The 26,770-nt window shown below is 39.1% G+C and carries 17 protein-coding genes; 9 read left to right on the plus strand and 8 right to left on the minus strand.

From position 1 onward, the window contains the following. Position 1 precedes the first annotated feature (1 nt). Positions 2–2,116: a ferrous iron transport protein B gene (feoB, locus tag L2B55_RS03765; protein ID WP_237848958.1), complete on the plus strand. Its 2,115-nt coding sequence runs from the start codon at positions 2–4 to the stop codon at positions 2,114–2,116. Between the two features lie 64 nt (positions 2,117–2,180). Continuing rightward, a complete protein-coding gene (locus L2B55_RS03770) occupies positions 2,181–2,795 on the plus strand; it encodes a SprT-like domain-containing protein (RefSeq protein ID WP_237848959.1) in 615 nt (204 codons plus the stop codon). Positions 2,796–2,799: 4 nt separating this feature from the next. On the opposite strand, the gene L2B55_RS03775 is transcribed toward L2B55_RS03770, so the two are convergent. Then, complete coding sequence (locus L2B55_RS03775) at positions 2,800–3,717, minus strand: DUF4440 domain-containing protein (protein WP_237848960.1); 918 nt, start codon at positions 3,715–3,717, stop codon at positions 2,800–2,802. Between the two features lie 136 nt (positions 3,718–3,853). Here L2B55_RS03775 and L2B55_RS03780 point away from each other — a divergent pair, with 136 nt between their 5' ends. Further along, positions 3,854–4,528 carry a hypothetical protein gene (locus L2B55_RS03780; protein WP_237848961.1) on the plus strand — a complete coding sequence of 225 codons (675 nt, stop codon included), beginning with the start codon at positions 3,854–3,856 and terminating at the stop codon, positions 4,526–4,528. Here L2B55_RS03780 and cysS read toward each other — a convergent pair. The 5 genes from cysS to mutL form a co-directional block, all read right to left on the minus strand. Beyond that, positions 4,525–5,985 carry a cysteine--tRNA ligase gene (cysS, locus tag L2B55_RS03785; RefSeq protein ID WP_237848962.1) on the minus strand — a complete coding sequence of 487 codons (1,461 nt, stop codon included), beginning with the start codon at positions 5,983–5,985 and terminating at the stop codon, positions 4,525–4,527. The genes L2B55_RS03780 and cysS overlap by 4 nt on opposite strands. A 224-nt stretch (positions 5,986–6,209) precedes the next feature. Further along, positions 6,210–7,319 carry an endonuclease/exonuclease/phosphatase family protein gene (locus L2B55_RS03790; protein ID WP_237848963.1) on the minus strand — a complete coding sequence of 370 codons (1,110 nt, stop codon included), beginning with the start codon at positions 7,317–7,319 and terminating at the stop codon, positions 6,210–6,212. Continuing rightward, positions 7,316–8,209, minus strand: coding sequence for a rhomboid family protein (locus L2B55_RS03795; RefSeq protein WP_237848964.1), 894 nt, complete (start codon positions 8,207–8,209; stop codon positions 7,316–7,318). Before L2B55_RS03795 ends, L2B55_RS03790 begins: the two co-directional genes overlap by 4 nt. A gap of 2 nt (positions 8,210–8,211) precedes the next feature. Continuing rightward, positions 8,212–8,898, minus strand: coding sequence for a rhomboid family intramembrane serine protease (locus L2B55_RS03800; RefSeq protein ID WP_237848965.1), 687 nt, complete (start codon positions 8,896–8,898; stop codon positions 8,212–8,214). 109 nt (positions 8,899–9,007) lie between these two features. After that, positions 9,008–10,870 carry a DNA mismatch repair endonuclease MutL gene (gene mutL, locus L2B55_RS03805; RefSeq protein ID WP_237848966.1) on the minus strand — a complete coding sequence of 621 codons (1,863 nt, stop codon included), beginning with the start codon at positions 10,868–10,870 and terminating at the stop codon, positions 9,008–9,010. Between the two features lie 322 nt (positions 10,871–11,192). Here mutL and L2B55_RS03810 point away from each other — a divergent pair, with 322 nt between their 5' ends. After that, positions 11,193–14,105 (plus strand): serine hydrolase domain-containing protein, encoded by a 2,913-nt coding sequence (locus L2B55_RS03810; protein ID WP_237848967.1) that lies wholly within the window; start codon positions 11,193–11,195, stop codon positions 14,103–14,105. A gap of 195 nt (positions 14,106–14,300) precedes the next feature. Beyond that, on the plus strand, positions 14,301–15,443 hold the full coding sequence (bshA, locus tag L2B55_RS03815) for an N-acetyl-alpha-D-glucosaminyl L-malate synthase BshA (protein WP_237848968.1): 1,143 nt from the start codon (positions 14,301–14,303) through the stop codon (positions 15,441–15,443). A gap of 89 nt (positions 15,444–15,532) precedes the next feature. On the opposite strand, the gene L2B55_RS03820 is transcribed toward bshA, so the two are convergent. Then, positions 15,533–17,191: a pseudouridine synthase gene (locus tag L2B55_RS03820; RefSeq protein ID WP_237848969.1), complete on the minus strand. Its 1,659-nt coding sequence runs from the start codon at positions 17,189–17,191 to the stop codon at positions 15,533–15,535. 371 nt (positions 17,192–17,562) lie between these two features. Here L2B55_RS03820 and L2B55_RS03825 point away from each other — a divergent pair, with 371 nt between their 5' ends. Together L2B55_RS03825 and L2B55_RS03830 are read left to right on the plus strand one after the other, a co-directional pair. After that, positions 17,563–18,489 carry a lytic transglycosylase domain-containing protein gene (locus tag L2B55_RS03825; RefSeq protein WP_237848970.1) on the plus strand — a complete coding sequence of 309 codons (927 nt, stop codon included), beginning with the start codon at positions 17,563–17,565 and terminating at the stop codon, positions 18,487–18,489. A 99-nt stretch (positions 18,490–18,588) separates the two neighbouring features. Beyond that, on the plus strand, positions 18,589–19,452 hold the full coding sequence (locus L2B55_RS03830; protein ID WP_237848971.1) for a lytic transglycosylase domain-containing protein: 864 nt from the start codon (positions 18,589–18,591) through the stop codon (positions 19,450–19,452). 164 nt (positions 19,453–19,616) lie between these two features. Here the strand turns inward: L2B55_RS03830 and L2B55_RS03835 are convergent, their stop codons facing one another. Continuing rightward, positions 19,617–22,265 (minus strand): TonB-dependent receptor, encoded by a 2,649-nt coding sequence (locus tag L2B55_RS03835; RefSeq protein ID WP_237848972.1) that lies wholly within the window; start codon positions 22,263–22,265, stop codon positions 19,617–19,619. A 249-nt stretch (positions 22,266–22,514) separates the two neighbouring features. On the opposite strand from L2B55_RS03835, the gene uvrA reads away from it, so the two are divergent. Both uvrA and L2B55_RS03845 read left to right on the plus strand, forming a co-directional pair. After that, positions 22,515–25,361, plus strand: coding sequence for an excinuclease ABC subunit UvrA (uvrA, locus tag L2B55_RS03840; protein ID WP_237848973.1), 2,847 nt, complete (start codon positions 22,515–22,517; stop codon positions 25,359–25,361). A gap of 185 nt (positions 25,362–25,546) precedes the next feature. Continuing rightward, positions 25,547–26,734, plus strand: coding sequence for an MFS transporter (locus tag L2B55_RS03845; RefSeq protein WP_237848974.1), 1,188 nt, complete (start codon positions 25,547–25,549; stop codon positions 26,732–26,734). The last annotated feature ends 36 nt before the right edge of the window (positions 26,735–26,770 follow it).

Here is a 26,770-nt window from a genome sequence, read left to right on the forward strand (position 1 = left end):
AGTGAGTGAACACCTTAAAGTAGCCCTTATTGGCAATCCAAATACTGGAAAATCAACTTTATTTAATGATCTTACGGGGTTAAACCAGAAAGTTGGAAACTTTCCGGGGGTTACAGTTGATAAAAAAACAGGCCTTGTAAAACTTTCTAATGGCCAATCGGCCGAAATTATTGACCTTCCCGGTATTTACAGTCTTTATGCAAAATCCAAAGATGAGCAAATAGCTTTTGAAGTACTGTATGATCGTAAAGGTAAACTACGTCCTGATTTGGTTGTAGTTGTTGCTGATGCTTCTAACTTAAAACGCAATTTGTTGCTATACACGCAGGTGGCCGATTTGAATATTCCGGTTATTCTGGTGCTCAACATGATTGATGTTGCTGAGAAGAACGGATTAAGAATTGACGTTGATAGGCTCGCTGCTCGTTTAGGGATACGAGTCATACCTGTAAACGCTCGTGAGAACAAAGGCGTTAATGAGGTAAAATTGGCTATTGGTGAAGCAACTAAAATTGCCACGCAAGTAAAAACAATTGAAGTTGAAGAATTGGCTCCAGCCTTAATTGATGAAATCAGTGGAAGCTTTGAAACAAGCAGCCCTTATGAAGCATTACAGCTTGCGCACCAGCATGAAAATCTTAGCAGCTTAACAATTGAACAAAGCGATTTTATTGAAAGCTTGGAGCAAAAGCATGCATTTCATTCAGCTAATTCTCAGTCAAAAGAAACCATTGCTCGTTATAATTTCATCAACGATCTGTTATTTGACACAGTCAAACAAGATGAATCAGCTAAAGGTGAAACGTTTAGCAATAAAATTGATAAAGTATTAACACATCGTGTATTCGGACTGGTTATTTTCGTTATAATACTGTTTTTGGTGTTTCAGTCGATTTTTACATTTGCTGAATATCCAATGTCATTTATAGAGAAGGGCTTTTTAAGTATTGAACAATGGCTTTCTGGAGTTTTACCTGTTGGCGTGTTTACCAATCTGCTTATTGATGGTGTTCTGGCGGGATTAAGCGGAGTATTGGTCTTTCTTCCGCAAATTGTTATTCTCTTCTTTTTTATTGCTATTCTTGAAGATACTGGCTACATGGCACGCGTTACGTTCATGATGGATAAACTGATGCGTAAAGTGGGGTTAAATGGAAAGTCGGTAGTACCTTTAATTAGCGGTGTTGCTTGTGCTGTGCCGGCTATTATGGCAACACGGACTATTGAAAGCTGGAAGGACCGGATTATTACCATTTTGGTCACTCCTTTAATGAGCTGCTCTGCTCGCTTGCCGGTTTATACTTTGCTTATTTCCTTAGTTGTTCCTGATCAAAAAATACTTGGATTCTTAAGCTTGCAAGGACTAGCATTATTATCAATGTACTTAGTGGGCTTTTTTGCTGCTATCGGGGCTGCCTGGATCATGAAAAGGATTGTAAGAAGCCGAGAGCGCGGCTATTTTATAATGGAATTGCCAATTTACCGTATGCCTCGCTGGTCGAACATAGGATTGCAGTTATATGAAAAAGCCAGGACCTTTGTTATTGAAGCAGGAAAGGTAATTATTGCAGTTTCTGTAATCTTGTGGGTATTATCTACATACGGGCCAAGTGATAAAATGAGCACTATAGATACACATTTCGAGACTTTAGCAAAAGTGCCTGGAGCGAACATCGGATTGTTAGAGCAAGAGAAGGGTGCCCAAAAACTGGAAGCTTCTTATGCAGGTATATTAGGCAAAGCCATTGAGCCTGTGATAAAGCCTTTGGGTTATGATTGGAAGATAGGCATTGCGTTAATTACTTCATTCGCTGCTCGAGAAGTGTTTGTAGGAACCATGTCTACTATTTATAGTGTTGAGGGTGATGGAGAAAATATTGTTTCGGTAAGGCAAAAGTTGGCAACGGCAATAAATACCGAAACCGGACTACCCGTGTTTAGCTTAGCTACTGCGATATCTTTAATGTTTTTTTATGCTTTTGCTATGCAATGTGCAAGTACTATAGCCGTTGTTTATCGTGAAACCAAGAGTGTTAAATGGCCCATAATTCAATTGGCATACATGACTACACTGGCATATGTGGCAAGCCTTATTGTTTATCAGGTATTGAAATAAAAATTTATCTGTTCTTTGTAGTAGTTGTTTTTATTTTAGCTCCCTAGAAATTTAATTAGTTTTCTTGGATAAAATCAGTATTCTTCAAAAGTATATTCCTGCACCTGCAGCTCCGCTAATTGTAAAGTGGATAGATTATTATAAGGCTGAGCTTAAAATCAGTAGAAATCGTAGTACCAAGTTAGGAGATTATCGTCATCCTTATGGCGGTAAAGGACATCGGATTTCGGTGAATTATAATCTCAATCAATATTCATTTTTGATCACCCTGGTACATGAGTTCGCCCACCTCTTAAATTATAATCGACATAAAAATAAGGTAAAGCCTCATGGTACGGAATGGAAAAAGGCATTTCAAGAAATGATGCATCCTTTTTTCGAAATGAATATTTTTCCGGTTGATGTTGAGTCTGCATTAAAAGCATACATGCAAAATCCGGCAGCATCGAGCTGCAGTGATATGAATTTGTTGCGAGTTCTAAAGAATTACGATAAAAAGCAAGAGGTTTTGCTTGCCGTAGAAAAATTACCGTTTAATGCAGTTTTTTCTTTACCCAATGGACGGAAGTTTCAAAAGTTAGAACTAATCAGAAAACGTTACCGTTGTGTTGAGCTGAGTACTAAAAGAATGTATCTTTTCAACCCTTTGGCTGAAGTGGTAGAGCTCAACAATCACTAACTTCTTATTGAGCCGGAGCCTCAATATCCAATACAATTCTCCAGAATCCAGAATTTTCTTTGCGCCAAACTCTTAAATAATTAATGTTTTGAGTCGTTTTTTGGTTTTTAACGATTGTTGTAATGCTTCCTGTGCCAGTTGTATAGCCTAGATCTCGGGAAGGGGCTACGTACACGTGTGAGTTACGATAAGAGTACTCGACGTATTGTGAATTCAAATAGGTTAATGCAGGTGATTTTCCTAAAATTGGTAACTGATTATTTCTTAATAACCGTATGCTTGAACTAAGAAACTCCTTATAGGTAGTTTCAGTTTTTCCATTTGTTATGGCGCCACAATAAAGTTCATCGGTGGCTTTTAATATTTCCATGGAGTTTTTTTGCTGCTCTTCGGCAATAAAGTCAAGTGTTGCGCGCTTCATCCCAAATGTCATAGGGTTTGCATAGGTGAATTGTGGAGTGAACGCAGTTTTTCCATGGGCAATACCTAGGTCCAGCATCAACTCCCATTTCTTTTTCTCCTTAATCCAAATAGAAACATATTCGCCGGAATTGATACTAATAACCCCATCATTTTCTCCTTTGTAATCGTATGGTCCTGTTGTAAATCCCAAGGTCTGGTCATTGGAAACATCTGCAAAAACAGGTTCTCGCGTAAGAGTTCCAGGTATATCGTTTGGGAGGAGTTTAAAATAATTGATTCCATTCACCGGCTCGGGTCGGAATATAATACCATCTTTATGTAAAACAGATAAATATGCCTCCTTTATTCCTTTTTGTCCCGCCATCGCACTAAACTGTTTATCCCTATGGATAATATTCTCTATAAAGTCGGGTACAGTTTGGGAAAATAAATTAGAAGTTAGGATGGTAACTAGGTATAAAGTAGAAATGAGTTTTATAACGATTCGTTTTACTGTCATTTGAGCCTTAACGGTATTTTTAATAATTGTAAAAATAGGTGGATACTGCAAAAGTTAGAGAAAAAAGTGATAATTTTAATAGAATGCCTATCTATTTTGAAAAATAAGTCTCTTATCAGTATTAACGCATAAACATATGAAAAAGTTATTGCATCTATTTTTTCTAGGGATAATTGGATATTGCTCAAATGCTCAAGATCTTGATGGCTACCGACTTTCAGGCGGTGCCTATATTGCTCCCAAAGCATATACAACCTATAAGCAACTGCCATTTTTTAAAGAATCCTTTTTAAAAGGAAAACTTACAACCGTAAGCGGCAGAGTTATCAATCCCATTAGTTTAAGGTTTGATATGTTCGCAGAGGAGTTGCAATATATTTATGATAAAAAAGTATATCTGGTTAGTGAGCCTGTTGCAGAGTTTGTATTATATGATTCTTTGGGAGACATTGCAACGGAATATGTTTTTAGACGCTATTTTATTGAACCGGTCGTTAAGCCCAAGCCTGTATTTTGTCAGGTATTGTATGATGGCAAAACTAAACTTGTAAAATATGTGAAGAAAACTGAAGTAACAGTGTCTGATATGACAAGTGCTACCACAGAAAAAAGTTTTACTGATTATCAAGCGCTATATTTTCAGCAGGGTACTAATCAGCTGGTAAAGCTTGATAAAAATATAAAAAACCTGCTGTTAACGTTATCTAATGATAAACAACAGCAGGTTCAAAATTATATTAAAACAAATAAGGTAAAACTGAGTGATGAAGCCCAATTGACAAATTTATTTGTGTACTTAGACAATCTTTAAACAGTACTCCAAGTGGTACCTTCTTTACTGTCTTTTAGTTGATACCCTATTTCAAGTAGTTTATTTCTGATTGCATCCGAAGTAGCATAATCTCTATTTGCTTTAGCATTATTACGGATATCGATCAGAAGGTCTATTACTTTTCCAACATTATTTGCAGCATGTTCGTCCTTGGTTAGTCCAAAAATATTGAATAAAAAGCTGTTAAATAATTGTTTTAATGCTTCCAGGTCTTCAGGAGTAATGGTTTCCAATCCTGCTTTTACAGAATTGATGATTCGTACTCCCTCAAACAATTCAGCGATTGCAATAGGTGTATTGAAATCATCACTCATGGCATCATAACATCTTTTCTTTAAGGCCATGATATCAGAAGTAGACTGGTCTGACGTGCTTAAGTCCTCTAATAAATCATAAGCCGCCATCATGCGTTTAAACCCTTTTTCAGAGGCATCTAAGGCTTCATTTGAAAAATCTAATGTACTACGGTAATGAGCTTGAAGCATAAAAAAGCGAACTACCATAGGGCTATAGCCTTTGTTCAGTAACGGATGGAGACCTGTGAAAAGTTCATGAGGCAAGAAGCTGTTGCCTAATGATTTTGACATTTTTTGTCCGTTAACAGTAAGCATATTTGTGTGAACCCAATAGTTGGCTGGGTGTTTACCACAGAATGCAATATTTTGAGCTATTTCGTTAGTGTGGTGAGTTGGAATAAGGTCCATGCCTCCACCGTGAATATCAAAATGTGAACCCAGGTATTTGTTGCTCATAGCCGAGCATTCAAGGTGCCAGCCCGGAAAGCCCATTCCCCATGGAGAAGGCCATTGCATTAAATGCTCAGGTTTTGCTTTTATCCAGAGGGCAAAGTCAAGTGCTCCACGCTTTTCTTCTTGTCCGTCCAAATCGCGGGTATTATTAAGCAAATCCTCTATGTTACGACCACTTAGAATACCATAATTTTGCTCTTTATTGTATTTGTCAACATCAAAATAAATGCTGCCGTTAACCTCGTACGCATAGCCATTTTCCAACAGTTTGCGAGTCATTTCAATTTGCTCAATGATATGTCCCGTTGCTGTAGGTTCAATACTTGGCGGCAAAACGTTAAATACTTCCATTACCTGTCTGAATCCTACAGTGTACTTTTGTACAATCTCCATCGGTTCCACTTGGGCAAGTTTTGCTTTTTTTGCAATTTTATCTTCGCCTACATCGGCATCGCTTTCCAAATGACCGGCATCGGTAACGTTGCGTACATACCTAACCTTATAGCCTAAATGGCTTAAGTACCTGAAAATAATGTCGAAAGAGATAAAAGTGCGACAATTACCCAAATGCACATCGCTGTAAACGGTCGGGCCGCATACATACATACCAACAAGTGGGGGATTGATCGGCTTAAATTCTTCCTTACTTCTGCTTAAAGTGTTGTAAATAATTACAGGTTGTTGCATGTGCGTTAAACTTTTACTCTTTATTGAATTGCCACAAAATTAACAATCTTTATGTCAACGAACTACTAATAGTTGTTAAGGCATAACAGAATAGGTAGATTTTTGTTGCGTTTTAGATTCTTTTAATTTAATAGCTAGCGATTCGTTCTATATGTTAATAATCCGTCAGTTCAGCTTGATCGCATCAAAAAGCTTTCCAAATTTTAATAAAAAAGGAGCCGAAGCTAATTAAACATTATGTCACTTCGCACCGGATAGTGATCCGATAGCTTTTTGGGTGTGATTTTATAGGTTTTGGCTTTGAAATAATTGTCAAATAGAATAAAGTCGATTTGAAAATTAGGGAAGGCCCCACCATAAGTTTTTCCAAAGCCTACACCCCGTTGAGTAAATGCACTGTTCATGCCCTTTGAAACAGTACAATAAGCATAAGAAAGTGGAGTGTCATTAAAATCTCCACAGAGTAAGACCGGATATGGGCTACTTTGGACCGCTTCTGCAACAAGCTTGGCTTGAATACTTCGTTTTTCAAATGCTTTTTTCAGCATTCTTGCTATCCTGCGGGTAAGTACCGGATCGGTGCTAAGGGAATCCCTTATTTTTTGATAATATTTATAATCTTGTTGTTGAAAACTTATCGATTGTAAGTGAATGTTAAAAATCCGTACGATTCTTCCATGAATATTCAGGTCGGCATAAATACAGGTATTGTCAGTTCTTTCGCCTGAAAAAGGTATTTCCTTACTGCTTTCTATAGGATATTTTGAAAATATTGCCAATCCTGTTGATTCGTAATCATCTCCAATAATTTTTTTTACATACACATCCTTGGTTCCCATTATATGCTGTATGCTGTCTTTAATATTGAACTTACCTTTCTTTCTGGTATAGAATTCCTGAATACAAAGTATATCCGGATTTTCATTACGTATCAGCTCCAATATTTTGTTCTTGGTGGAGTCATCATTACTTCGTTTGTTGATAGGACGGAAATAATGCGTATTGTAACTCATTACCCTAATAGAGCTGTCGGGTTTGTGTTCAATGTCATAGGGTAAGTTGAAACCAAAACTGTTTTTATGGAATGGGGTACCAGCGGCTATAACTATTAGGGATAGCCAGGCAGGTCTGCGCCAAATAATAAGCCAGAATAAGAAAAATAATAAATTAATTAATAGAATAAATGGATAAGCCAATCCAAAAAAGGCGATTGGCCATAAATATACAGGATCAATAAATGGAGCCAGATAGCATACCAGCAAAAAAATAGCGGCAACAATATTAGCGGTAAAAACGAATTTATGGGCTAAACTTCTTCTTTTATGGTTTTTCATTCTTTTTCCTGGCTTGCTCTGAACAGGATATCCTTTTCTTCTTTGGTTAACCCTTCGTAACCATACTTAGATATTTTGTCGAGAATCCGGTCAATGATTTCTTGTTTATCTAGTTGCTTTTTAACGTTTTTCTTGTCATTTGCGGGATTGCGGTACGTCACTTTCAACTTGGGTTTTCGTTTAAAAAGTTTGGTAAAGAACCTGAAGAAAGATTGGAAAGGAGAACTTACATCACGCCCCTTTCGTAACTGCTTAATATAGACGAACCCGATTATAGCTCCTCCCAAGTGAGCAATATGCCCACCTGCATTATCACCGGTGATATTTATCAAATCAATTAATACAAAGAATAAAACCAGGTACTTTATTTTTACTAAGCCCAAAAACAATAACATAAACTGATGATCGGGCAATAAAGTTGCAGTAGCAACAGCAATAGCTAATACACCTGCAGAAGCGCCTACGGTTCTGGATTGAGCCACAACATTTTCAAATACAGGGAAAAGGTTGTAAACTGCAATGAATAGTAGCCCGCCTACTAACCCTCCAAATATGTAGATAAGAGAGAACTTCTTACCTCCCAGGTATTCCTCCAATAGCTGACCGAACCAATATAAACCTAACATGTTGAACAAAAGGTGGAAAAAATCTTTATGCAAAAACATATAGGTAAACACACTCCATGGCTGTTTGATTAGAATATCAAACGATGCCGGTATAGATAAATACTCAATGATTTTTGTGGAAAAATTAGAGGGAAGCTTAAATAAAGTTTCAAAAACAAAAACCAGTTTGATGACAAAAAAGACAAAAACGTTTACTGCGATAAACTGATGCAGTTTTCGACGTGGACGGAAAAGAACCTGTTTTAACTCTTCAACTAAGCTCATGATTAATAATATGAACCGGGTTTACGGATTTTCCACACTTTTAATAAAATGAAACCAAATAGCATGCCGCCTAAATGTGCATAGTGAGCAACATTGTCATTCGGGTTATTCTGTATTGCCATATAAAGTTCGATAGCTCCGTAAATAATTACAAAATATTTTGCCTTAATTGGGAAAAAAAAGTAAATATAAAGCATCATATTTGGGAATAGCAGCCCAAATGCTATTAGCAGTCCAAAAACTGCTCCAGATGCACCCAATACCGGTGGGTAACGAAACTCATTGGCGGATATGATATCCTGATGAATTGGAAAAAAGCTGCCACTTAAATTATATATCTGAATACCAGTTATCAGAAAATGCATGGCGATTGCTCCAATAACAGTAAGCATATAATAAGTTAAAAACCGTTTTGAGCCTAAATAGTTTTCAATGACAGGGCCGAAAACGAATACGGCAAACATATTAAAGAACAAGTGTGCATATCCTCCATGTAAAAAGGCATAAGTAAATACCTGCCAAATCCTGAAATTGGGAGAGTCAACGTAAAATGCGGCACAATGTTCAGTCAGCCATGCATTAATGACTGGATTGAGTTGCGCTAAAAAACAAATAACATTAATAATTAATATATTCTTTACTACCGGAGGTAGCATGCTAAAGGCCGACGGTGGTCTGTAATTACTCATATTAAACAGCGTATAATCAATATGTGGGTGTTATGTTATTGATGGAATGTTCAATAATTTAATCAATTAAATTCAAATATTTGTGCGTTTCCTGCTTCATGTTAAAGCTTTATGAAGAAAATCTTTTTACCAATTCTTCCAAGCCAATTGTTATGAATGTTGGTTTCCCCGACACAGCTACTTTAGGCATCTGACATGCAAATAGCTCATCAATTAACAGGCTCATTTCTTCTTTGCTCAATGCTGTTCCTGATTTTATGGCAGCCGTTCGAGCTAGGGAACGAGCAAGGTTATCTCGTTTATCTACCTTTAAAATAGTAGCATTTTGTTTAAAACTTTCTAAAAGGTTCTCAAGCAAACGGGCCTCATTACCACTGGCCACGTCCGACGGCACCCCATCAACCACCACTGAATTCCGCCCAAATTCCCTGATATCAAATCCCAAGGCTTTTACCTCATTCATCATCTCTTTTAAAAGTTCAAAATCGGAAGGTGACAATTCCAGTGTTTGCGGAAACAAACTTTGCTGACTGCTCCCTTTATGTGTTTCCAATGAGTTTAAATAACGCTCATATAGAATCCGTTCGTGTGCTGCTTGCTGATCAATTACAATAAATCCTGATTTTATGGGTGAAATAATGTAACGGTTGTGAATTTGAAACGACTGGTTTTCATTTAGCTTAAACTTAGGCGATTCTTCTTTTGGAGCAGGGAGATCAAATAATGGATGGGTATGAACATCTTTTTTGTCTTCATCTTCTCTAACAATTTTATAGAGTTGCTCCCAATTACCCACGTTTATAGCAGGCTGTGAGGTCGGTTGTCTGAATGAAGAACCTCCAGAGCGGCCGTTCTGCTGCTCAAATGGATTAAATTCAGGATTAACAGTTATAGTCGGCATACGAACTGCTGCTGTTGACGGCACAAAATCACGCAAGGCTGTGCTGGTTGGTGCCGCATCAAAATCAATAGCAGGGCTGATGTTATACTGTCCTAAAGAGCGTCTTACTGCCGATCGGATGATGGCGTAAATTACTTTCTCATTGTCAAATTTGATCTCCGTTTTGGTTGGATGAACATTGATGTCGATATGAATAGGATCGATATTAATGAACAATACATAAAACGGGAATGAATCGGCAGGTAACAGCTCCTCATAAGCGGTAGTTATTGCATGATTTAAATAGGCGTCCTTAATAAACCTGTTGTTGACAAAGAAAAATTGTTCACCCCTGGTTTTTTTTGAATACTCGGGTTTGCCTATAAAACCTTTAATGCTGATAATATCGGTTTGTTCCTCTAGTGGAACTAAACGTTCGTTATAACTATTTCCAAAAATATGGACAATGCGTTGTTTTAGTGTTCCCTTTGGCAAATGAAACACTTCTTGCCCATCGTGATGCAGACTGAAAAAAACGTTAGGATTAGCCAATGCTATTCGCTGAAACTCGTCAATAATATGACGCATTTCAACAGGGTTGCTTTTTAAAAAGTTACGACGAGCCGGAATGTTGAAAAATAGATTTTTGGCAGAAAAGGAAGTGCCCGCACTGCAACTGCATGCTTCTTGCAACTTGATTTCAGAGCCTTCAATCAACAACTGTGTGCCTACTTCGTCCTCATGGCGACGGGTTTTTAATTCAACCTGGGCAACTGCGGCAATAGAGGCGAGAGCTTCTCCCCGGAAACCCATGGTCCGAATAGAAAAAAGGTCCTCTGCTTTACGTATTTTTGAGGTGGCATGCCGTTCAAAGGCCATGCGACTGTCGGTGGCGCTCATTCCACAACCGTCGTCAATTACTTGTAAAAGTGCTTTTCCGGCATCTTTAACAATCAGTTTAATAGTGCTAGCCCCGGCATCAATAGAGTTTTCAATCAACTCTTTTACCGCTGATGCGGGTCGCTGCACTACTTCTCCTGCTGCAATCTGGTTGGCTACCGAATCCGGTAATAGTTGTATGATGTCTGACATGCCTTTGTGTTAATCAATTTGATTGTTCCTTTTACTTAGGAATGTAGCTAGTCTTCTAGTAATAAATACGATGAATTAAACCCGAAAGTAAACCGTTTGTTTTACATAAACCATACAGATAGATCGATGCTACTCTATGGTAAAATACTTAGTTTTGTCGGGGTTATTATTATTTGGGTTTTCAGTTGCTCGTATTTCGTTCAAAATCAAAGTGTTGAAAGACGAGGTGAAAACAAATAAGGTTTCCGTAAAAGTATAAAATTCAATTCTAACAATTAAATATTCGTTAAAAACAATGTTTAACTGCGCTAAGCACATTTTTTTGATCATTATTGCTTTATTTATTTCAAGTTGCACTCGTGCACAAAATCAGCCTAAAATTACAGGTGAGCAGCTTGAGGCTCCCTCAGCTTGGGTTGATTCAGTATTTAAAACATTGAGTCCTGATCAAAAGCTCGGACAGTTAATCATGGTTACAGCATATTCTCATGCTGACAGAATACAAACCGAACGCATTGCTGAGTTAATCAGGTATTACCACATTGGGGGGGTGATGATGGCTCAAGGTGGGCCACAAAGGCAGGTGAATCTGGTGAATTACTTTCAATCAATTGCTCATGTTCCGTTATTGGTTTCAATGGATGCGGAGTGGGGGCTTTCAATGCGCTTAGATAGTACGATCAGTTTCCCTCGCCAAATGCCTTTAGGGGCAATTAATGATGATAAGCTTATTTATGAGTTTGGATTAGAAATGGCCAGGCAATTACGCAGGGTCGGTGCTCATATAAGCTTCTCTCCTGTGCTTGATATCAATAGCAATCAGTGGAATCCGGTAATTAGTACCCGCTCGTTTGGGAGTGACAAGAAACAAGTGGCCGAACGCGCCTTGCAATACATGAAAGGATTACAAGATGGAGGAGTGTTGGCTTGTGCAAAGCATTTTCCTGGCCATGGTGATACCGATAATGATTCTCATACCTCATTGCCATCTCTATTTAGAAGCAAAGCTGCATTGGATTCAGTGGAGCTTTATCCATATAAACAACTAATACCAGCGGGCTTATGTGGGGTAATGATTGGGCATATTGGCGTGCCTGCATATGATGCTTCTAATTCTCCCTCAAGTCAGTCGTATGCAATATCCACCTCTTTACTGAAAAATCAACTGGGGTTTAAGGGCTTGGTAATTACTGATGATTTATTGATGAAAGGAGCCAATGGGAATTTCTCTTCAACAGAATCTGCAGTGAAGTCACTCATTGCAGGTAATGATATTTTATTGAATCCTGAAAGTGTTCCTGCAACTATTTACAGTATAAAAACGGCTATAAGCAAAGGACGCCTGTCATGGAAAGAAGTTGATGCAAAAGTGAAGAAAGTTTTGGCTGCAAAGTTTTTGGTTGGGCTGAATAAAAACAGGTTAGTTTCAACAAAAAATGTTATTACAGATTTAAAGTTGGATGCTGCCAAATACCTGAACTACGAATTAGTGAAAAACTCATTGACCCTAGTTCGCAATCAAAAGAATTTATTGCCAATTATTGACGTTGAAAAGCAGAAGATTGGAGCCGTCAGTATTGGTGCTGAGCTTGATAATGCGTTTTTAAACACGTTGGCAAAGTATGGGCCGGTAAGCCGATATTCGGTCTGGATGAATGATGAAGAGGCTGAGTACGAAAAACTTTACCAATCATTAGCAGATATGCAAACAGTAATTATTGGTTTGCATAGCATTGATACAAACGTTAAGGATAATTTTGCGATTTCCGAAAATGCCCGTAAGCTGATAGTAAGGCTTAGCAAAACAAGTAATATTATACTTGCAATTTTTGGCAATCCTTATTGCATTACCAATTTCGACTATTTGCCAGCCATATTAGTGGCTTATGATGACAACGCCTTGGCTAAAAGTTTGGCGGCACAGGCTGTTTTTGGAGGGATTGGTCTTAGTGGAAAATTGCCCGTGACAGTTGGTGTGGGATTTAAAAAAGGTGATGGGGTTGCAACCAAACCAACACGCCTCGAGTATGCTATGCCGGAAGCTGTAGGGATTCAATTGTCTGATTTGAATAGAATAGATTCAATAGCACAGGATGGCGTGAATAAACGTGCCTATCCGGGATGTGTTGTATTAGTCGCCAAAGATGGAAAAGTGATTTATGAGAAGGCATTTGGTTATCATTCTTTTGAGAATACTGTACCTGATAAGGTAACAGATGTATTCGACCTGGCGTCTGTAACCAAGATTGCAGCAACTACGCAGGGTGTCATGCGTCTTTATGAACAAGGTCGAATCGATCTGAATTCAACTTTGGGAAGTTATGTGCCTGTGGCACGCGGGTATGACAAATCGCAGTTATTGATTAAGGACCTCATGACCCATCAAGCCGGACTTACACCTTTTATCCCGTTTTATAAAAATTTAGCCTCTGGTGATTATAATTATGATTCTTCTGCAACTTTTCCTACCCGTGTAGCGCAAAATTTTTATATCCGTAAAGGCTATTTTAATAATGTGATGCTCCCTCAAATGCTTGCTTCTCGTTTAAATGCACCGGGTAAATACGTTTACAGCGATTTAAGCATGTATTTTATGCAGCAGGTTGTTCAGGAGGTTTCCGGTCAGCCGTTGTATACCTATTTGAAAACGAACTTTTACAAGCCTTTAGGACTTACCACCATGGGTTACAACCCCAGGAGCTTTCTTTCTGTGAACAGGCTAGTGCCAACGGAGAATGATCGTGCTTTCCGTCATCAAGTAGTGACTGGTGATGTACATGATCAGGGTGCAGCAATGGCGGGTGGTGTTGCCGGGCATGCCGGACTGTTCTCTAGTGCCAATGATTTAGCTGTATTAATGCAGATGCTGCTGAATGAAGGTGAATACGGTGGTTTGCGTTACTTTCAACCCGAAACGATCAAGAAATTTATTGTTTATCAAAACCCGGAGATAAGCAGAAGAGGTTTAGGGTTTGATAAGCCTGAGGTTTCTTTAGCAGAACGTTCGTATGGATCTACGGCAAAAGAAGTTTCTGATGAAACTTTTGGTCACACCGGTTTTACCGGAACTTGTGTTTGGGTTGATCCGAAATATAAGCTTACTTATATATTTCTTTCTAACCGTTTGATGTCAGCAGAAGATAGTAATAAGCTGGGAGGCATGTCGATACGACCTAAAATTCATCAGGTGGTTTATGATGCAATATTAAAAGTTGAAAGAAGTGCCAAACAATAAGGCACTTTTTTTCTTTATAGTGTAAGTTAATTTAATTAAGAATTATAGGTTAGTTGAAGTACACTATAAGTTTATAGCTGTGCATCTTTAATGTTACTTAACATAAACCTGTTTACTTAACTTATAACTTGTATTTTATCAGTAATTTCGGGCAACCAAATAAGCTGTTAGGCTGCTAACATAAACCTAAATTATATGAAGATTGGTATAGTTTGTTACCCTACTTTTGGAGGCAGCGGAGTGGTTGCCACTGAGCTAGGGAAAGCACTGGCAGAAAAAGGCCATAAAGTGCACTTTATAACCTATAGTCAGCCTGCACGGCTCGATTTTTTCTCAGAAAATCTTTTTTATCACGAAGTTTCAGTTTCAAACTATCCATTGTTTGATTATCCTCCCTATGAGTTGGCATTGGCAAGCAAGCTGGTAGATGTGGTGATGTATGAGAAACTTGATTTATTGCATGTGCACTATGCAATCCCCCATGCATCGGCGGCTTATATGGCCCGCCAAATTTTAGCGTCTAATGGCATTCATATCCCATTTATAACCACTTTGCACGGTACTGATATAACACTTGTTGGTAAAGATATCACTTATAAACCTGCTGTTACCTTCTCCATAAACCAATCGGATGGGGTAACCTCTGTTTCTCAGCATTTGAAAGAAGATACTTACCAGCATTTCGCGATTGAAAATGATATCCGGGTAATCCCAAATTTTATTGATTTTCGCCGTTTTAGCTTAAAGCCACGCGATCATTTTAAAAAAGCAATTGCGCCTAACGGTGAGAAAATCATCACGCACACTTCTAACTTTAGGAAAGTAAAGCGTGTAACTGACGTGGTTGAAGTTTTTGCAAAATTAATTGAAAAGGTGCCTTCAAAATTATTGATGGTAGGAGATGGTCCTGAACGGGTGAATGCGGAGCAGTTGTGCCGAACCTTAGGAATTTGTGAGGATGTTCGCTTTTTGGGTAAGCAGGAAGCAGTAGAAGAAGTCCTTTCCATTTCAGATTTATTTATCATGCCTTCGGAGAATGAAAGTTTTGGATTGGCAGCTTTGGAAGCAATGGCTTGTCAGGTACCAGTGATTTGTTCAAATGCAGGGGGTATGCCGGAATTGAATGTACATGGTGTCACTGGATTTATGAGTAATGTGGGAGATGTTGAGGATATGGCAAAAAATGCAATCTACATTTTGGAAGATGAGGGACGTTTAGCCTTATTCAAGAGCCAGGCTTTAGCGCGAGCAAAAGAGTTTGACATTAACTATATAATGCCGATGTACGAACAATTTTACTCGGAAGTAATTGAGAAGAATAAGCTGGCTGTAATTTAATAAACGAGAGTATTAAGATAAGCAAGAAGGCTGTTTCATTGAGATGAAACAGCCTTCTTTGTATGCAAGTAATTTGATATGATATCAAATTATTTTACCAAACGTTTTATGAAAACTAACTCTTCTTTTGTTAGGTGTCTCCAGCGACTGCGAGGCAAGTCCTTTTTCGTTAAGTTAGCATAAACCACACGGTCAAGTTTTTCAACTTCGTAACCCATAGTTTCGAAAATACGACGCACTATTCGGTTTTTACCACTGTGAATCTGAATTCCTATTTCTTTTTTACTTGCTCCCTCAACAAACGCCAGATCATCAGGCTTAATAAAGCCATCTTCTAATTCAATTCCTTCTGACAAGCGCTCAAAGTCTTCTTTGCGGAAGCTTTTGTTTAGCGTTGCGTGATAAATTTTAGGAATTTGATTTTTAGGATGTGCCAGTTTTTCAGCTAAGTCTCCGTCATTGGTCAATAATAATAAACCGGTTGTATTGCGGTCTAATCGTCCAACAGGGTAAATGCGCTCTCTTGAAGCCTTTTCAACCAAATCCATCACCGTTTTACGCTCACGTGGGTCGTCAGTAGTGGTAATATAGTCCTTAGGTTTGTTCAAAAGCACATACACCATCTTCTCCCTGCGTAACAGCTGCCCGTTAAAGTGTACAGTATCACTAACGTTAACTTTAAAGCCCAATTCGGTAACCACTTGTCCGTTAACTGAAATTTCACCTAAAGCAATTAACTCGTCAGCTTTTCTACGCGAGCATACTCCCGCATTGGCAATGTAACGGTTTAGACGGATCTCATCATAGTTGACATTAGAGTCGTCCTCTTTTTTCTTTGAAGGTTTGCGATCTCTGAATCCTCTGTCTTTAAAGGATTTATTTGGATGCTGGCGTTCGATGTAGCTTCGCTCATTAAATCCACGGCTGTCTTCGCTGCTTCTTCTTCCCTCAAATTTCTTTGCTCCGTATGATTTTCTTTCATCACCACCACGTTCATTTCTGTCGCTGAATGGCTTCTTTTCAAAGGAGCGCTCGGAACCGTATGGTTTCCTTTCTCCCCGTTCTGAGTCATAAGGTTTGCGCTCACGGTCACTGTATGATTTGCGCTCACGATCTCCGCCAAATGACTTTTTATCGTCAAATCTGCCGGCTCCGTATGGTTTGCGATCCTTGTCACCGCCAAATGATTTGCGTTCACCTCTGTCAGAGTAAGAAGTTTTTCTGTCCTCTGATCTTCCGGCTCCATATGGCTTACGGTCTTTATCGCCGCCAAATGATTTGCGTTCGCCTCTGTCAGAGTAAGAAGTTTTTCTGTCCTCTGATCTTCCGGCTCCATATGGCTTACGATCTCTGTCGCCGCCAAATGATTTGCGTTCGCCTCTGTCAGAGTAAGAAGTTTTTCTGTCCTCTGATCTTCCGGCTCCATATGGCTTACGATCTCTGTCGCCGCCAAATGATTTGCGTTCGCCTCTGTCAGAGTAAGAAGTTTTTCTTTCATCTGATCTACCGGTTCCATATGGTTTGTTATCTCTGTCGCCGCCAAATGATTTGCGCTCGCCTCTGTCAGAATAAGAAGTTTTTCTTTCATCTGATCTACCGGTTCCATATGGTTTGCGATCGCCGCGGTCGGTATTGAATGATTTTTTTTCATCACGGCTGGTTCCAGCAGGTCTTGCTGAATATCCGGCACTATCCCCTCGTCCACGTTTAGCGGAGATGTCTTCACGACTTTTCCTTGGTCTTTTCATGTTAAATTTCTATAAGTGCAAAATTGAACACCTTTAAAGCTATGTTAAAACTTCTCATTAAAGCTTCATTATCAGTTGTTAAGGTTGTTCAAAGAATTGCAAAGGTACGGTTTTAATCGGCAACGGCTCAGAATAGTTTGTTTTAATTTTTTCTCAGAAAAGGATGCCAGTTCAAAATCGTTGCATACGGTTTTTAATCGTCGATTTTGCTGCTTTTTGAGGGAGTGAAAAGGGGTGGTGAATTGTATATTTTTCACAAATGCTTGTTAATCAGTAAAATATACCTTACTTTTGCCGCTGGATTTTTGTGAGGGAATGGTGTCAACAGTCATTCCAGGTGTTAATCAACTGAAAGGTTTAAAGAAATAGGGATGAAGAAACACTTTTTTATGTGCGCATTGTTGATTGCGTTTTCAGGGTCATTATTCGTAAGTAAAGCAAAAGCTGCTAAACTGGATGATCCGTACAATACAGCTCTAATGATGAAATCATTAGACGACAAAAAGGCTCAAAGTTATTTAATTGAAGCCTTAACTTTCTCAGGGGAAGCTGTTCCGTTTGATAACAATGATGTTTATCAAAAATTCATCAGAAACTTGAATTTGCGTATTTCGCAAGGGTTTATTGAGAATTTGCAAGGAGTGGCTCTAAAATGGTTCCCGATTATTGAACCCATTTTAGCCCAGTATGGAATTCCTGAAGATTTTAAATTTTTACCCGCTATTGAATCAGGATTCAAGCAAAATGCCCGTTCACATGCAGGTGCAGTTGGATACTGGCAGTTTATGCCAGCAACAGCAAAAGCATATGGTTTAAAGGTGAGTAGAAAAGTAGACGATAGGAAGGATATTGTTAAATCAACAGTTGCAGCTTGCAGGTATTTGAATGATTTGTATGAGCGTTTGGGCTCATGGACATTAGTTGCTGCTGCCTACAATGTAGGTCATGGGGCGCTAGAGTCGGCAATGAATCGTCAAAACGAAAGCGACTATTTTGATCTGAAGCTTAATAAAGAAACCGGTAATTATGTATATAAAGTATTGGTTTTTAAGCATATTCTTCAACATGCCGGAGACTTTGATTTGTATTTCGATGAATCGTCTGTACGTGTAGCTGATTTGCAAGCCATTGGTAGCATTGGATTGTTAAGTTTAGGAGCGTTGACAGGTATGGGTACAGAAAATGGCAGTAATACTAATCATCTGCCAAAACCGGTAACCACTCGTGTACAGCCCAAAACGGCGAATTCGAAAAAGAAACTGATTGCCAAAGCAGGTCGTCTGTTTAACTGGATATAAATGAGAATTAACTGGTATGATAGTTGTGGTCATGCCAGTAAATAGATATTAGTTTTGGTATTGATTGGCGAAAGCTGGTCATATTAAAAATGAAAGACTATGATTAGAAAACACGTAATTGCGTGTGCTTCTGGTGTAATAGTGTTCGCTCTCATTAATTTTTTGTTCTTTAATTCAAATTCGGGGTTTTCTGTAAATAAGGAACCTCTGAGCACAACACCAGCAAGTACAAAGGCGACGGTTCAAAAATCAGTTGATTTTGCCGGTGAAGAAATTCCGCTTCACGATGCCTGGGTAAAAAAACGGTTTATCGCTACGCTTAAACAAACCAAACTGACGCTTCGTCAGGTTGGTAACGCGAAGGCCAGAGCGAAACGGTGGTTTAAAGTCATGGAGCCAATACTGGCAAAGCATGGTATTCCTCAGGATTTTAAATACATACCAGTGATCGAATCAGGTTATGATTTTGGTTCTGACACATCAAGAAAGGGAGCCGCAGGATTTTGGCAGTTTATGCCATCCACCGCCCGGAGCTACGGCTTGGCAGTGAGAGAAGGGGTTGATGAACGTTATGATCCAATTAAATCAACTCATGCAGCATGCCGATATTTAAAAGATCTGTACAGAGAGTTTGGATCTTGGACAATGGTAGCTGCAGCCTATAACATTGGATCGACAAAGCTTCAAATGCATTCGAAGCAACAAAAAGAGGATGATTATTTTAAGTTGAAATTAAATAAAGAAACCTCAATTTATGTGTACAAACTTATTGCGGTTAAAACTGCCATAAACAGAACTCCGGTAAATAATGCTGTACAAAACAAAGCTCCTAAAACGCTGACAGCAGGCTACACAATTAATTTAAGTAACCTGTATTCTTACAGTCCGGAGTTTATAACTGATATGCTTAAGCATTTTGGTTATTCATCCTTAAAGAATTTAGAACAAAAACCTGCCAAATAACAGCAGGTAGAGCACATTGCACAAAGCCGAAAGTAGAAATATTTTCGGCTTTTGCTTTTTATATCTTGCCTTTTAAAGTATTAGCAATTTATAGAAACTGTATAAAACAAAAGGAGCAAACGTGATCCGTTGCTCCCTTGCTAAACTTATATTTTGGAAAAGTCTTATCTGCCCCTTTGCGGTCCGCCTGCAGCATTAAATCCTCCGAAGTTATAATTCAAGCCCAGCCTGATTACCCTTGTTACGGTTTGGTTCTTACTGGTTTGAACAAAGCTTCCCGAAGTTATACGAGCTGCATTACGGGTGTTAAATAAATCGTCGGCACTTATGGTAAGGTTAAGCTTTCGGTTTAAGAAGGTTTTTCTTAAATCCATACCAGCTGTAAAATAGCCTTCGGTATAGCCTTGAATAAAGGCTTGAGGCCCAAAGTAACGCAGGTTGGCGCTCAGGTTCCAGTTTTGAGGTAAACTTAAACGCGCATCGCTATTGGCATTAAAAGTTAAGCGATCTCTGTTAAATTCACTATTTCTTTTATTTACAAAACTGTTTTTGTTTAAGCTGGCGCCGCCACTAAGATTAAGTTTGCCGGCAAAGAGCATTAAGTTGCCGTTTAATTCAACGCCATAGGCCCTATTTTGTCCAATATTGCCATAGGTAGTAAATGAGGTATCACGTTCTCGAACTAAGGTTATGCTGTTAATCATATCGTCAGTTTGACGATAATATACTGAGGAGCTGATGCTGCCTTGAGAAGTGAAACGATTATACCCTAACTCAAATGAATGTCCCCTTGAAGGATCCAGGTTGATATCACCAAAACGTATATTTAAGGGGTCTGAATTGTCAATATAAGGGTTCAATTGATTCATAGAAGGTCGATTGATACGATTGCTGTACGAAAGCTTGAAGCTTTGTACATCATCCATCTTATAGAAAATATTCAAGCTTGGATGCAGTGTTAAAAAATCTTTATCGAAATTAAATGACCTTGAAATCAAGTCTGCATTCAATTTATAGTATTCAAGACGTAAGCCGCCGGTAAAAGTGAACTTCTTAATAGTGTGCGAAAACTGTGAGTAAATAGCTCCTACAAAGTCAGTTTTATCAAAATCGTTTCTTAACAAGCGGTTCTCCTCGAAAGAACCATTATTGGCTAAGGTGTCGAGGCGGTATCTGTTGGTGTCAAATGCCAAGTTTGAGCTGACCCCTGTTTCAAAGCGGCTTTTGTTTTGGTTGAATGGCCATGTTAGATCAGCTTTAAAGCCTAAAGTATTGCCATAATCCGTAGAGTAGTTATTTTGTAAGGAAGTATCGAGCGCAGGCACATAATAATATTGGTTGTAAGCGTTGTTGCTGGCTCTGTTACTTCTTGAGAAATTCAGCTCGGTTTTTAGCTCCTTTTGATTTTGAAAATCGAAACCGCGCATACGCATACCGCCACCTCCTTGTCCGCCGCGGTTTCCACCACCACCTTGCATAGTAAATCCTGCTTGTTGTGCCATACGGGCATTTTCAGGATTTTGCATAACCTTACGAATCGAGTCGGCGAAGGCCGGATCTTTTGACATTTGGTTGCGAATGGAATCCATTCTTTTAGCTATCCGGTCGAAGTTTTGCTGTTGAGACTTATTAACAAATATATGGCGGTAACCAACCCCTACTTTTAATGTTAAATTATCATTTGATGAGTTGTTGTTTCTTGTAAAGTTTCCATATTCAACCAACTCGCTGTTTAATTGAGAATTGAGTGATGAATTGGTGTTGTTATTAGTGCTTCCGGTAACGCCCAGGTTCACCGTCATACTATTGGTTGTATTAAAACGGATGGTGTTATTTGAGAAAAAGTTGTGGTTTTGTGAGTTGTTGTTACCTGAACTTCTTTGGTTAAGATAACTAATGCCGTTGTTGCTGTAATTTTCGCGGAACAACTCACTCGATGTGTTGTTGTTAAACGGACTATAGTTATAGTTGTTAAAGCTTGAAAATTTGCGAGTAAAATAATTATAGCTTAAACGTCCGCTGTAGCGGTTACGGGTATTAGCGTTAGCTCCAACGGTAAGACTGCTGCCACGAAGACCTGCCCTGTTTTTGGTAACTATATTGATAATGCCTCCAGATCCTTCGGCAGTGTACTTGGCTGATGGATTGGTTAGTACCTCAATCTTTTGCAGGGCGTTGGCCGGAATCATATCCAATACTTTTGACAGTTCGGTGGGTTCTCCATCAATCAATACTTTAATATCACTGCTGCCGCGCACAGTAATTTTTCCATCGGCATCAACCTGAACCGAGGGAATTCTTTGAAGGGCTTCAACTGCTGAAGCTCCTGAGTTTTGCAAGCTCTCTTCAACATTATAAGTTAAACCATCGGCGCCTACCTGAAACGGACTGCGTTGAGCGGTTACCGTAACCTCATTAAGTTTGGTGGAAGCTTGCTTCAGTTTTATTTCATCATATTTTAAAACTGGTTTCTCTGCCGATAGAACAACATTGGTTAACGTATAGGTTTCGTAGCCAACAAAGCTGAACGTAATCTTATAGGCTCCAAAGGGTATCTTCTGAAAGATGAATTCACCGCTTTCGTTGCTGTATGTGCCCTTGGTTGCAGCAGTTTCTGTAGATTTTAATAGGGAAATGGTCACAAAGTCAACAGGCTCCTGTGTTTTTGCATCAATTACCTTACCGGTAATTTTCCCCGTTGTTACAGGCTTGGTGCTTGCTGTTGTTTGAGCATGTGTTAAAACAGGCAAGCCAATAAAGGCTAGCATAAATAGTCCCAGTGCCTTTGATAAAAATGTAGAAATTGAATTCACTTTTTCTCGTTTAGATTAGTTTCAAAAATAGATGAATGGAATGGAGTATGGTTTAATTTTGATGTGCAACATTACAGTTACCTGAAGGCTCAGGTAAATTATGGAGTGTTAAAAGAACGGTGGAATTGATCTAACCTGCATTCAACTTTTCTGCAACCTACGTCTTGCAGGTGTAATCAATAATTCTGCTCCTTAGCCCGAAACTTAAATTACTTATCTTTGCGTTTCGGATTTTGTTTTTTGTTGACTATGAGTGAAAACTTTACCGATTTAGGTGAGCAATCGGAAGTAGAGGTTTATGGCGCACGTGTTCATAACCTGAAAAACATAGATGTTTCTTTTCCGCGCAATAAGCTGGTGGTTATAACTGGTTTAAGTGGTAGCGGTAAGTCGTCATTGGCTTTTGATACAATTTATGCCGAAGGCCAGCGCCGTTATATGGAAACCTTCAGTGCATACTCGCGCCAGTTTATGGGGGGGATGGAGCGTCCGGATGTGGACAAGGTTTCAGGGCTGAGTCCTGTTATTGCTATTGAACAAAAAACGACTTCCAAAAATCCACGTTCAACAGTAGGCACCATCACCGAGATTTATGACTTTTTGCGTTTGCTGTATGCCCGCGTTGGTGATGCTTTTTCGTATAATACAGGCGAGTTGATGCAGAAAATGTCTGAAGATCAGATCATCAACAGCATTATGGAGCAGTACGAAGGCAAGCCCATCAATATTTTGGCTCCTGTTGTAAAAGGACGTAAAGGGCATTACCGCGAGCTGTTTGAACAAATTCGAAAGCAGGGGTATACGAAGGTGAGGGTTGATGGAGAGATACAGGATGTAACTCCTAAAATGCAGCTCGACCGTTACAAAATCCACGATATTGAAATTGTTATTGATCGGGTAGAAGTAAAGGCGGATAATCGCAAACGTATTGTAGATTCAGTGGCCGCAGCGATGAAACAAGCCAAAGGCATTATTAAAATTGCCGACAAGGAAGGTAATGTTTCGCATTTCTCTAAGTTTTTGATGTGCCCTACAACGGGTATTTCATACGATGAGCCGCAGCCGAATACTTTTTCATTTAACTCACCTTATGGCGCTTGTCCACGGTGCAGTGGCCTAGGCTACATTTTTGAAATTGACGAGCATACAGTCATTCCAAATCCGAAATTGAGCATTATGGAAGGCGGTTTGGCTCCATTGGGCGAATACCGCGAAACCTGGATGTTCCAAATATTGAAAGCGCTTTCAAAGAAGTATGATTTTTCGCTTTCAGTCCCAATTGAAAAGTTAAAGCCCGAGATAAAGGAAATCATCCTTAACGGAGCTCCGGATATTATTACTGTTCCTGTAAAGTACGGAAGCTATAACACCCAAAACTACCAGGTGACGTTTGACGGTTTAATTAAAACTCTGGAAGAGCAGCAGGAAAACCGTAAAGATGATGAAGACAGAAGCGATCTGGAAGGTTTCAGAACTTTGAAGGTTTGCCCCGAATGTAATGGTGCCCGATTAAAACAAGAGGCGCTGCATTTTAAAATTGATGATAAAAACATTTTTGAGCTGAGTTGTATGGATATCAATTCGCTTAAACAATGGTTTGCTGGTATTGAAGTGCGACTCTCAGAACGGAAAAATATCATCGCTAAAGAAATTCTGAAAGAGATAAGGGCGCGCATTGGATTTTTGGTGGATGTTGGCTTGACCTATTTAACACTTGACCGTACCTCTCGTACCCTTTCAGGAGGGGAAGCGCAACGTATCCGTTTGGCTACTCAAATAGGCTCGCAACTGGTTAACGTGCTGTATATTTTAGATGAACCAAGCATTGGGTTGCATCAACGTGATAATAACCGCTTGATTGAAGCGCTGAAAAGCCTGCGTGATGTAGGTAATACTGTGTTGGTTGTTGAACATGATAAAGACATGATTGTGGAGGCCGATTATGTAATTGACATGGGACCTGCCGCAGGCGTACATGGCGGTCAGGTGGTGGCACAAGGTGCGCCCGATCAGCTGCTGGGTTTCCATACCATCACCACCGATTATATTAATGGTATAAAGGAAATTGAGCTTCCTGAAAAACGCAGGGAAGGAAATGGACATGTCCTGAAATTGGTTGGGGCTAAAGGCAATAACCTAAAGAATGTAAGTATAGAACTGCCTTTGGGTAAGTTTATTACCGTTACAGGTGTTTCAGGTAGCGGTAAATCAACTTTAATTACTGAAACTCTTTACCCAATTTTAAACCAGTATTTCTTCAATGCCAAGAAAAAGCCGTTGGAGTATGAAAAAATTGAAGGCCTGGAGCATGTCGACAAGGTGATTGAGATTGACCAGACGCCAATTGGACGTACTCCGCGTTCTAATCCGTCGACTTATACGGGTGTATTTTCAGATATACGTAACCTGTTTACCCAACTGCCCGAATCTAAAATTCGCGGTTATAAACCAGGTCGATTTTCGTTTAATGTAAAAGGCGGGCGCTGCGAAACTTGTCAGGGTGCGGGGATGAAGGTAATTGAGATGAATTTCTTACCCGATGTGATGGTAAATTGTGAAGAGTGCCAGGGACGACGCTATAACCGTGAAACTTTGGAAGTGCGCTACAAAGGTAAATCCATTAGTGATGTATTGGACATGAGTGTGGAGGATGCTGTTCCGTTTTTTGAGAATATTCCGGCTATTCATCGTAAAATTAAGACTTTGTTAGATGTAGGCTTGGGCTACATCACTTTAGGGCAATCGTCGGTAACACTTTCCGGAGGGGAAGCTCAGCGCGTAAAACTGGCCACAGAGCTTTCTAAAAAAGATACCGGCAAAACCTTTTACATTTTAGATGAACCTACAACTGGTTTGCATTTTGAAGACATTCGCATTTTGTTGGGTGTATTAAACCGATTGGTGGAAAAGGGTAATACGGTGTTGGTAATTGAGCATAACCTGGATGTAGTAAAAGTAGCCGACCATGTGATTGACCTTGGTCCGGAAGGTGGAAAAGGTGGTGGAACTATTGTATTTGAGGGTACACCAGAAGGGCTAATTGAATGCACTAACAGCTTTACCGGTGAGTTTTTGAAAAAGGAGATGGCTATATAAGAACAGACGATAGCCAACCTGGATATTATTGCATAGTATTAATTAAATATTAGGTTAAGGAATATTGACTTCTATTACTCTGAATGCAGTATTTTACAGATGCTTGGTGACGAATTCAATAACCGAAACATTGCCAGTTCTAAAATGAACAGCGATCTTAAGATTATCAAGTAACAAGATAAAGTTTGAAGTACATCACACGAACAATTTGGATCTTATCAGTCGTTAGTTTGCTGACAGATACGGCAAGCGAAATGCTGTATCCGATAATGCCGATTTATTTAAAATCAGTTGGTTTTTCAATTTTACTTATCGGAATACTTGAAGGCGTTGCAGAAGCAACAGCGGGGCTGAGTAAAGGTTATTTTGGTAAACTTTCTGACATGTCGGGCAAACGAGTTCCGTTTGTGCAAATCGGTTACGCTTTTAGTGCGATCTCAAAACCAATGATGTCAGTTTTCATTTATCCGCTTTGGATATTTTTTGCGAGGACCATTGACCGTTTAGGAAAAGGTATTCGGACGGGTCCAAGAGACGCAATCCTTTCAGATGAAGCAACTCCGGCAACAAAAGGGAAAGTTTTTGGTTTCCATCGTTCAATGGACACTTTAGGAGCAGTAATTGGACCTTCATTCGCTTTGCTTTATTTGTATTATTACCCACAAGATTATAAAACGCTTTTTTTAATCGCATTTATTCCCGGGCTACTTGCGGTTTTATCTTCGCTATACTTGAAGGACAAAAGATCCATAGGACATAAAGCCAAAGTTTCAACACCGTTTTTTTCATTCCTGAAATATTGGAAAGTAAGCTCGACAGAATACAGAAAAGTGGTAATTGGGCTTTTAGTATTTACTCTTTTCAACAGTTCAGATGTCTTCCTTTTATTAAAGGCAAAGCAAGAAGGATTTGGTGATACATCGATTATCGGAGTTTATATTTTTTACAATCTCATATATGCCTTATTTGCCTTTCCTATTGGTGTCATTGCCGATAATGTGGGGCTGAAAACAATTTTCATTTTCGGGCTTTTCTTGTTTGCGATAGTATATTTTGGCATGTCGGTAAATACAAATCTTTACTTTTTTTTCGGGCTATTTTTTCTTTATGGTGTTTATGCTGCTGCAACGGAGGGGATTTCAAAAGCGTGGATTTCAAACATCGTATACGAAAAGGATACAGCAACAGCAATCGGGACTTTTTCGGCATTGCAAAGCATCTGTACAATGTTAGCAAGCTCTCTGACCGGATTAATTTGGTTTCAGTTCAATGCCACAGCTGCATTATTGACAACCGCAACAGTAACTTTATTCGTAATCGTTTATTTTTTGACATTTCCTAAGCCGACAATAATAACCAATGGCACTAAATAATAATAACTACAGATAATGGTTTACTGGAAACAACAC

Origin of the sequence: Solitalea lacus (genome assembly GCF_022014595.1) — a bacterium.
GTDB lineage: Bacteria > Bacteroidota > Bacteroidia > Sphingobacteriales > Sphingobacteriaceae > Solitalea > Solitalea lacus.